Annotated in this window: 6 protein-coding genes; 3 read left to right on the top strand and 3 right to left on the bottom strand. The window is 69.8% G+C overall.

All coding sequences use genetic code 11. The annotated features are described in order from the left end of the window. A partial coding sequence (locus tag D6718_08095; GenBank protein RMG45234.1) for a CRTAC1 family protein occupies positions 1-1741 on the bottom strand: 1741 nt, incomplete at its 3' end. Positions 1742-1832: 91 nt separating this feature from the next. Beyond that, positions 1833-4286, bottom strand: a complete 2454-nt coding sequence (locus tag D6718_08090) for a heavy metal translocating P-type ATPase (GenBank protein RMG45233.1) — start codon at positions 4284-4286, stop codon at positions 1833-1835. A 144-nt stretch (positions 4287-4430) separates the two neighbouring features. Between D6718_08090 and D6718_08085 the strand changes: the two genes are divergently transcribed. After that, positions 4431-5915, top strand: a complete 1485-nt coding sequence (locus D6718_08085) for a HAMP domain-containing protein (GenBank protein ID RMG45232.1) — start codon at positions 4431-4433, stop codon at positions 5913-5915. Continuing rightward, positions 5912-7303: a sigma-54-dependent Fis family transcriptional regulator gene (locus tag D6718_08080; protein RMG45231.1), complete on the top strand. Its 1392-nt coding sequence runs from the start codon at positions 5912-5914 to the stop codon at positions 7301-7303. The genes D6718_08085 and D6718_08080 overlap by 4 nt, the downstream gene beginning before the upstream one ends. Before the next feature lie 13 nt (positions 7304-7316). On the opposite strand, the gene D6718_08075 is transcribed toward D6718_08080, so the two are convergent. Then, positions 7317-8384 (bottom strand): hypothetical protein, encoded by a 1068-nt coding sequence (locus D6718_08075; GenBank protein ID RMG45230.1) that lies wholly within the window; start codon positions 8382-8384, stop codon positions 7317-7319. A gap of 184 nt (positions 8385-8568) precedes the next feature. On the opposite strand from D6718_08075, the gene D6718_08070 reads away from it, so the two are divergent. Then, on the top strand, positions 8569-8923 hold a 355-nt coding region (locus tag D6718_08070), incomplete at its 3' end, for a hypothetical protein (protein RMG45229.1).

Below are 8923 nucleotides of genomic sequence, written 5' to 3'. Positions count from 1 at the left end.
GGCCCGGATCGTCCCACGTGAGGACGAGGTCGGCTCCGTCGCGTTCGACGATCAGCCCCGTCGGGTCGGCGGGAAGCGTGCAGGGCTCGCGAACCGTCAAGAACTGGTTGACGGCGACGTTCGTCAGTTCCTGCACGGTGAGATGAGCATTGGGCCAGCGGATGCGGATCCGGTCGACGACAGCCGCCGAGCCGAGCCCGAAGTGCAGCTCGAGCGGACGCATCGGCCCCTCGTGTCCGTTGCCCGCCGCTACCTCCTGCGACTGCGTGACCCCGCCCGCCGTCACCTCGACCCTGGCTCCGATCGCGCTGCGGTTGGCGTAGCCGGGACCCCCCACGCCTTCGAGCTTGATGACGAGCCAGTTGTTGTCCGTACCGACGTCGTTCCGGTACAGGCGCAGTCCGGCGTTCGTCGTCACCAGCAGGTCCTCGTCTCCGTCACGGTCATAATCGAGCGGCGTGACGTATCCCGGTTCGAGGCCGGCGGTGTTGATCTCCCACAGCGCGGAGTCCCGCGTCACCGCGACAAAGGTGTGATCCGGTTGCTGCCGAAAGAGGTAGATGCGCGGGTTGCCGTAGCCGCTTTCCGTGAAAACGATGTCCACCAAGCCGTCGCCATCGAAGTCGAACCAGCTCGCGTAGTGGTCGCCGTGGTGGGTGAGGTCGGGGTCCTCGAGGTCGCGGCCGCTCATGCGCCAGAAGTCCCACGAAAACACCCCGTCGACGTTCCTGACCGGGGTCGAGTGAACCCCGCTCGCCCCCGCGCCGTCCCCGTGGGTCATGATCTCGAAGAAATCCAGCGTACCGTCGTTGTCGAAGTCGCGCGGCATCGTTCCGAAAGAGACCTTCTGGCCGAGAATGCCGCGATAGGGATCGTAGTTCGTCTGGTCGGCGACCTCGGTGAAAGTGCCGTCGCCGTTGTTCCGCCAGTGCCGGGGCAGGGACCAGAAAACGGTCCGGCTGTACGGAGGAGCGAAGAGATCGGCGTCTCCGTCGTTGTCCCAGTCGAACGCGGCGACGGCATACACACACGTCGTCTCGGCGTCCAGCCCGGCGGCCGAGGTGACGTCGGTGAAGCTCCCGTCGCCGCCCCCCTTGTAAAGGTGGTCGATGTTCATCGTCGCGTCCGGCTTGTACCAGGTGCCGATGAAAAGGTCGATGTTTCCGTCGTTGTCGTAGTCCGTGAAGACGGCCGCGGGCGTGTTCCAATTCGGCTCGAGATGGAAGGTGGAATTCGGAGAGAGGTGGAAGTGCGCCGTCCCGTCGTTGATGAGGAGATCGTTGGTTCCCTTGTTGAGCTCGTAGTTGCGGTGGAGATAGACGTTGGTGAAGACGTCGAGGTCGCCGTCGTTGTCGACATCGGCGAAAATCGCCGCGTCGGAGTGGCGGCCCTCGTTCGTGCCTTGGCGGTTATCGCGGATGCCGGAGCCGGCCGTGTGGTCGACGAACTTGCGGCTGAAGGGATCTGATGGGTTGTCGCCCGGCTCGTTGAGATAGAGCAGCTGCTTGTTCAAGACGTCCCCGGAGGCATGGTCGGGTTCGAGATGGATGAAGATGTCCGGATAGCCGTCTCCGTTCAGGTCACCGACGGCGATGCGGAAGGCCTGGACGCCGTCCAGTCCGGCTTCGGTGGTGACGTTGGTGAAGTAGGGCGGCGCCGGATCGGCGGCCCAAGCGGGAACCGCGGCGATGGCCGCAGCGAGGATCCGGAATGCGGTTCGGGCGGCTTCCGGGGCGCGCATGACCTCCTCCTCGCGGGCCGGAGGGCCCGCGTCGCCGGTCATATACGGGGGAAGAGGCCCGGGCGCCAACGGCAGGCGCGGCGCGCGGCGCTCAGAGGGGCACGCGGCGGAGCCGGAGAGCGTTGGCGATGACCGAAACGGAGCTGAAGCTCATCGCCGCCGCGGCGATGACGGGGCTCAGGAGCAGGCCGAAGAAGGGGTAGAGGACGCCGGCCGCCACCGGGACGCCGACCGAGTTGTAGAAGAAAGCGAAGAACAGGTTCTGCTTGATGTTCCGCATCGTCGCTCGGCTGAGGCGCCGGGCCCGGACGATTCCGCGCAGATCGCCCTTCACCAACGTCACGCCCGCCGACTCGATGGCGACGTCCGTTCCGGTGCCCATGGCGATACCCACGTCGGCCCGCGCGAGCGCCGGCGCGTCGTTGATGCCGTCGCCCGCCATCGCGACGATGCGCCCCTCTCCCTGGAGCCGCTCGACGGCGCGGGCCTTGTCCTCGGGAAGGACCTCCGCGATGACTTCGTCGATGCCGAGCTGCCCGGCCACCGACTCGGCCGTCACCCTGCTGTCCCCCGTGAGCATCACGATCCGGAGGCCTTCCTTGTGGAGCGCCTCGATCGCTTCGGGAGTGGTCGGCTTGATCGGATCGGCCACCGCGATCAGACCGGCGATGGCGCCGTCTTTCACCGCGTACATGACCGTTTGCCCGGCGGTACGCCGCTCCTCCGCGCGCGCGGCCCATTCTCCTGCCGGAATGCCGAGCTCCTCGAGCAGCCGCCCGTTCCCGATTCCGACCGTGCGGCCGCCGACCGCGCCGGTGACGCCCTTCCCCGGCAGCGACAGGAACGACTCGGGTGAGGAAAGCTGCAGCCCGCGCGAGGCCGCTTCCCGAAGGATCGCCTCTCCGAGGGGGTGTTCGCTGCCGCGCTCGAGGCTTCCGGCGAGGGCGAGAAGCTCGTCCGGCTCGACGCCCGGTGCCGGGTCCACACCGACGACCTGCGGGCGCCCCTCGGTGAGCGTTCCGGTCTTGTCGATGACGAGTGTGTCGACCTTCCGCAGCGTTTCGATCGCCTCCGCGTTCTTGAACAGCACGCCCATCGTGGCTCCGCGCCCCGTGGCCACCATGATGGAGAACGGTGTGGCGAGGCCGAGCGCGCAGGGGCAGGCAATGATCAACACGGCCACCGCGTTGATCAGAGCATGCGCCATCCGCGGCTGGGGCCCGAACAGCCCCCAGACGACGAAGGTCGCCGCGGCCACGAGGATCACGGCCGGCACGAAGTACGCCGCCACCAGGTCCGCGAGCCTCTGGATCGGGGCGCGGCTCCGCTGCGCTTCGGCCACCATCGCCACGATCCTCGCCAGGAGCGTGTCCGCTCCGACCTTCTCGGCGCGCATCAGGAGAGTTCCCGAGCCGTTCACCGTCGCCCCGATCAGCGGATCGCCGGGCCCCTTCGCCACCGGCATCGGTTCCCCCGTCACCATCGATTCGTCGACGCGGCTCGAGCCCTCCAGCACGACGCCGTCCACCGGAATCTTCTCGCCGGGCCGCACGCGGAGGACGTCGCCGACCCGGACGGCCTGGAGCGGCACGTCCTCCTCGGATCCGTCCTCTCCCACCCGCCGCGCCGTGGCGGGTGCGAGCGAAAGCAGCGCCCTGATGGCCGCGCCGGTGCGGCTTCGCGCGCGCAGTTCGAGCACCTGGCCTAGCAGGATCAAGGTGACGATCACGGCAGCCGCCTCGAAGTAGACCGCCACCTCTCCGCCGGCCGAGCGGAACGAGGGAGGAAAGATGCCGGGGAAAAGGGCCGCCACCACGCTGTACGCGTACGAAACGCTCACGCCGAGCCCGATCAGCGTGAACATGTTGGGGGAACGGAGCGCGAGGGAACGCACGGCCCGCTGGTAGAACGGCCAGGCGGCCCACAGGCAGACCGGGGTCGCCAGTACCAGCTCGAGGAACGTGCGCGCGTGACCGCCCAACAGCCGCGAGATCGGCCGGCCAGGCAGCAGATCTCCCATGGCGAGCGCCACGAGCGGAACCGTGAGCGCGAGGGAGAACCAGAAGCGGCGGCTCATCTCGCGAAGCTCGGGGTTCGGGGGCTCCCCTGCCTCGAGCGCTCGCGGTTCCAGCGCCATCCCGCACTTGGGACAGGTTCCGGGGCCGTTCTGCACGACCTCGGGATGCATCGGGCAGGTCCACTCGGCCGCTCCCGGCACGGGGCCCGCCGCCACCGGTTCCAGCGCCATCCCGCACCTCGGGCAGTCACCCCGATCGGGCTCCCGGACTTCCGGGTGCATGGGGCAGGTGAACTCCCGCGCCGGGCCGGCCGCTTCCCGCTCGACGCTCTCGGCCGGTTTCAGGTAGCGCTCGGGGTCGCGCCGGAAGCGCTCGCGGCAATGTTCGCAGCAGAAGTAGTACACACGCCCCGCGTGCTCCGCGTGATGCTCGCGGGTGGACACCGACATACCGCAGACGGGATCGATGAACCGCTCCCGGCCCCCGGTCTGGCCGTGGCAGCAGCTCCCGTGCGCTCCGTGCTCCATCGTCGCGCTCCTTCCGGCGACGCCTGCTGCAAGCGCTGTGCCGGATCCTCGCCCCCCGGCGACCCGCGTCGCGCGGGCGTCCGGCGGCGACCGGTGACCGCGCCAGCCAGCGGCTGTGACCAGGTAGGTTACACTCGGCGGTCGATGAGTTCCCGGAGGAAGCGCGAGGCGGCCGCGAGGCCGGAGGCCGAGCGGACGATCGGACGCCGGCTGGCGGCCGCGTTCGGGACGGTGGCGGTCCTGTCCGTCACCCTCGGGGCCGCGTTGCTCCTGCTCGTGGCGCACGTGTCGGGACTGGTCGGCGAGATGCGGCGGGACGAAACGGCGATCAAGGCCAGCCTGACGCTCGCGGCCGCGGTGCGCGAACAGTACATCCACCAGGCGCACTGGATGCTCTCGCAGGAGGCGGAACATCTCGGCCACTACGAGGACTGGCTCCGGAGCGTGCGCTCGGCGGCGGCCACGCTCCGTCCCCTCCTGCCCCCCGACAGGATCGCCCGCCTCGAGCAGATCGAGAGGGACAGCGGCGCTCTCGACCGACTGTTCCGCGAGCGGATCGTGCCCGCGGTGCGCGAGGGACGCCGTGACGATCTTCTCGCGGCCCACGCCGAGGCGGAGCGCCTCTCGTCGATGGCCGCCCGGCGCGCGGATGCCCTCGCCCGCTCCGTGGAGCTCGACATGGCCGGGATCCACCGCCGCGCGACGAGAGCCACCACCGTCGCGCTCGCGCTCGGAGTCGCCGGGATGCTCGGGATCCTGCTGCTGTCGGCTTACTTCACGATCCGGCTGCGAGAGTCCGTACTGCGCCCGCTCGAACGGCTCGCCGTGGCCGCGCGCCGTCTCGGCTCCGGCGATTTCTCCGTGCGCGTGGGACCCCTGGGCCGCGGGGAACTCCGCGCGGTGGCACGGGCGTTCGACAGCATGGCGGAGGAGCTGCAGGACCGGGAGCGGCGATTGGTCGACAGCGAGAGGATGGCGGCGATCGGGCAGCTCGCTGCCGGCGTGGCCCACGAGATCAACAATCCCATCGGGATCATCCGCGGGTACATCAAATCGATGGACCGGGACTCGCTGCCTCCGGGGTTGCGCGAGGAGATCGAGATCATCGACGACGAAGCCGCCGCCTGCCAGAGAATCGCGGAGGATCTCCTCGCGTACGCCCGCACCCCCAGCCTGCGCCCGCAGGAAGTTCCCATGCACGATCTCATCGAGGACGTGGCGCGGCGCCTGAGCGCGGCCGGCGGGTTGCGCCCGCGCCTTCGGCTCGATCTGCGGCCCGGGCGGGTGCACGCCGACCCCGAACGGATGCGGCAGGTCTTGCAGAATCTGGTCCGGAACGCCGCCGAGGCGGGTCCCGAGGCCGAAGAAATCGAGATCTCGGGAGGACCGCTGCCGGGCGGCGGATACGAGTTCACGGTTTCCGACAGGGGAAAGGGGATCAGCGAAGAGGAGCGCGTGCGCGTGTTCGAACCGTTCTTTTCCCGCCGGGCGGGGGGCAGCGGCCTCGGCCTCGCCGTCTGCCGCGGCATCGTCGGCGCCCACGGCGGCACCATCGCCGCGGAGCCCCGCCCGGGGGGAGGCACGACCATCAGAGTCCGCCTTCCGGCCGCTCGGAGGCCAGAACGATGACGGCCGAGGGACAGGACCGGCCCCGCGTGCTCGTCGTGGACGACAAGCGGAACATGCTCCGCCTGATGGAAAAAGTTCTCCGCGGCGATGCAGATGTGCTTCTCGCGGCCAGTGCGGGGGAGGCGCTCCAGAGGCTGAGAGAAGAACGCATCGACGTCGTGCTCTGCGATCTCCGCATGCCCGACGGCGACGGGATCGAGGTGCTGCGGGCCTGCCGTCGAGTGCAGCCCAACGCCGAGTTCGTTTTGATGACGGCTTACGCTACGGTGGGCACCGCGGTCGAGGCCCTCCGGCTCGGTGCGTACGACTATCTGACGAAACCGGTCGATCCCGAGCAGGCGAGGGAGGTGGTTCTTCGGGCGGCGGGCCGCGCGGCCGTGTCGGCGGGTGAGCGAATCGAGTCGCTGCCGGGGGTCATCGGCGGTTCGGAGCCGATGCGGCGGCTTGCGGAGCTGGTCCGCCGGCTGGCGAAGAGCGATGCCACGGTTCTCGTGCTCGGCGAGACGGGGACCGGAAAGGAGCGGATCGCGCGGGCGCTCCACCAGCTCAGCCCGCGGGCCCAGCATCCGTTCGTCGCGGTCAACTGCGCCGCCATCCCCGCGGATCTCCTCGAAAGCGAGCTGTTCGGCCACGCCCGCGGCGCGTTCACCGGGGCCACCGGCGAGCGCGCCGGCCTGTTCGAGCGCGCCCATCGCGGCACCTTGTTCCTGGACGAGATCGCGGAGCTGAGGTCTTCGCTGCAGGCGAAGCTGACGCGGGCCCTCGAAGAGAAAGCGGTGCGCCGGCTCGGGGAATCGGCAGAGCGACCGGTCGACGTGCGGATCGTCGCGGCGACCCACCAGGATCTGGAAGGCATGGTCGCTCGCGGAACGTTTCGCGCGGACCTGTGGTACCGGCTGAACGTGGCGCAGGTCCGCGTGCCGCCGCTGCGGGACCGTCGGGAGGACATCGAACCGCTCGCCGTGCACTTCCTGCGAGCCTGCCAGGACGCGGCGCCGGCCCGCCGTCTCCGCGGGTTCACCGCGGCGGCGCTGCAGGCTCTCCACGATTACGACTGGCCCGGCAACGTGAGGCAGCTTCGCGCGGCGGTGGAACGGGCGGCGGTCGTCGCCGATGGGGAGAGGGTGGACGTCGGCGACCTGCCGCCCGAGATCGTCGGGATAGCGGCGGAAGAACCGTCCGAACGCGAACTCGGCGATCTGACGTGGCAGGAGGCGGTGGAGCAGGGGCGCCGCGAGATCGCCCGCCGCTATCTCACGGCCGTGCTTCGCCGCTACGGTGGCCGCGTGGCGGACGCGGCGGCCCACGCGGGTGTCGAGCGCGAGAGCTTCTACCGGCTGATGCGGCGGTACGGGGTCCGCGTACCGCCCCCCGGCGAGAGCAGCTGAGCGGCGCGTCCGATCAGCCCTTCTCCACCCGGAACTCCACGAACCCGTTCACCGTCCCCCCGCTCGCGTTGTCTCTCACCTTGATCTCGAGCCGGTAGTCGGTGGCGGGGAACTGCTCGACGATCGGCAACTCCCAGGCGCGCACCGCCCCCTCCTGGTGTGCCATCACCTGAGGACGCCCGGCCCGGATCCAGCCGGCGGAGAGGTTGGCCGGGTTCTTCAGGTACAGCTGGTAGGTCACATCCACGTCCACCGATTCGCCGCCCGCCCCGAGGACGATGTAGAAGATCTTGACGCTCTCTCCGGGATGGAAGACGTTGCTCGACCGCGGCACGACCTCGAAGCCGCTGACGTGGAACGGACTGGGCGGCTCGTCCGGGCCGACCCTCCGGAGGCTGTCGGCGAGGATCACCTCGGAAAGGCGCAGTTGGTCCGCCGCGACCCGCGGGATGAGGACCCGCCCCGCGAACCGCGGGACGAGGTTCCCGTCCTCTCCGGCCAGACCGGCGACGACCGCATAGCGCCCAGGGGGGAGCGACCGGGCGGCCTGCGCCACGAGACCGTCGCTCGTCTCGCGCACCTCGAAGGGGAAGTCGTCGCTGCCCAGGACCAGGGCGTCGTCGGAATCCACGGGCCGGAGCATGGCGACGATCCGCGAACCCTCCGGCGGGGCCGCGTCCAGCGACAAGGTGAGGCTGGAGAAGGTGGCCCCCTCCTCGGCGGGGTAGTGGTGCCACGACGCCTGCCACGCCGTCCCGGTGTCCACCGGCTCGCCCGCGAGCACCTGCCCGGTGGCCTCCCACAGCGGAATCTGCCACGGGTAGGCAGCGGCGGGTGGAGCCGGCTGTTCGGCGGTGTCAGCGGGCACCGGGGCCGGCTTTTCGCACGGAGTGTCGGGATAGAAGAGGAGTGTCAGCGCGTCACAGCGGCCCAGCGGGTCGACGCGCGGGGGATTCTCGGTGTTCCCGTACGCGACGGTCCGCTGCTTGTCCGCTGCGGCTGCCGCCAGAGCCAGAGCCGCGCAGGCGGCCAGGACGGCGGTGCTCCACCGAGGGATCCGGGAAAGGCTCGTCTTCGTCACGCTCGGACCTCCGGTGCGGAAGACTACACCAGATCCGGCCGTTGCGGCGAACCGGGTCCGGCTGATCTGGACAGTGCCGGGGTCCCGTGAAAAGATAATCGGCCCAGCCGGATCGTTTTCGGCGTACGCCGCAGCGTGGCCGGAGCGCTTTCCGGTGCAGGAGAACGCGATGTCCTCAAGACGCGTGCGACCGTCTCTTCTGCCCTTGCTTTCACTCGGCCTTTCCCTCCTCGCGGCGGCCGGACTCCCCGCGGCCGGAGTTCCCGCCGCGCCGGAAATTCCCAAGGAGGTTCGGAGAGCGCTCGACCGCCTCATCGACGACAAGATCAAGCAGATCGGCGAGCAGAAGAACGAGGCGGGCGAGACGTTCCAGCGGGGCTACTGCGCCAAGAACTACCGGCCGGCGGAGGGCGGCGGGTACCGCGTCACCCTGTACAAGGACGTGATCACTGCGCCGAAGGAGATGAAGCGCGAGCGTTACGAGCTGATCCTCGCGCCCGGAGAGGACGGCGACTGGCGGATCGCTTCGGAGGAGAAGG

This window comes from Acidobacteriota bacterium, from assembly GCA_003696075.1.
GTDB lineage: Bacteria > Acidobacteriota > Polarisedimenticolia > J045 > J045 > J045.
The sequence above is the reverse complement of the archived record's forward strand: the minus strand, read 5'-3'. Positions and strand labels throughout refer to the sequence as shown.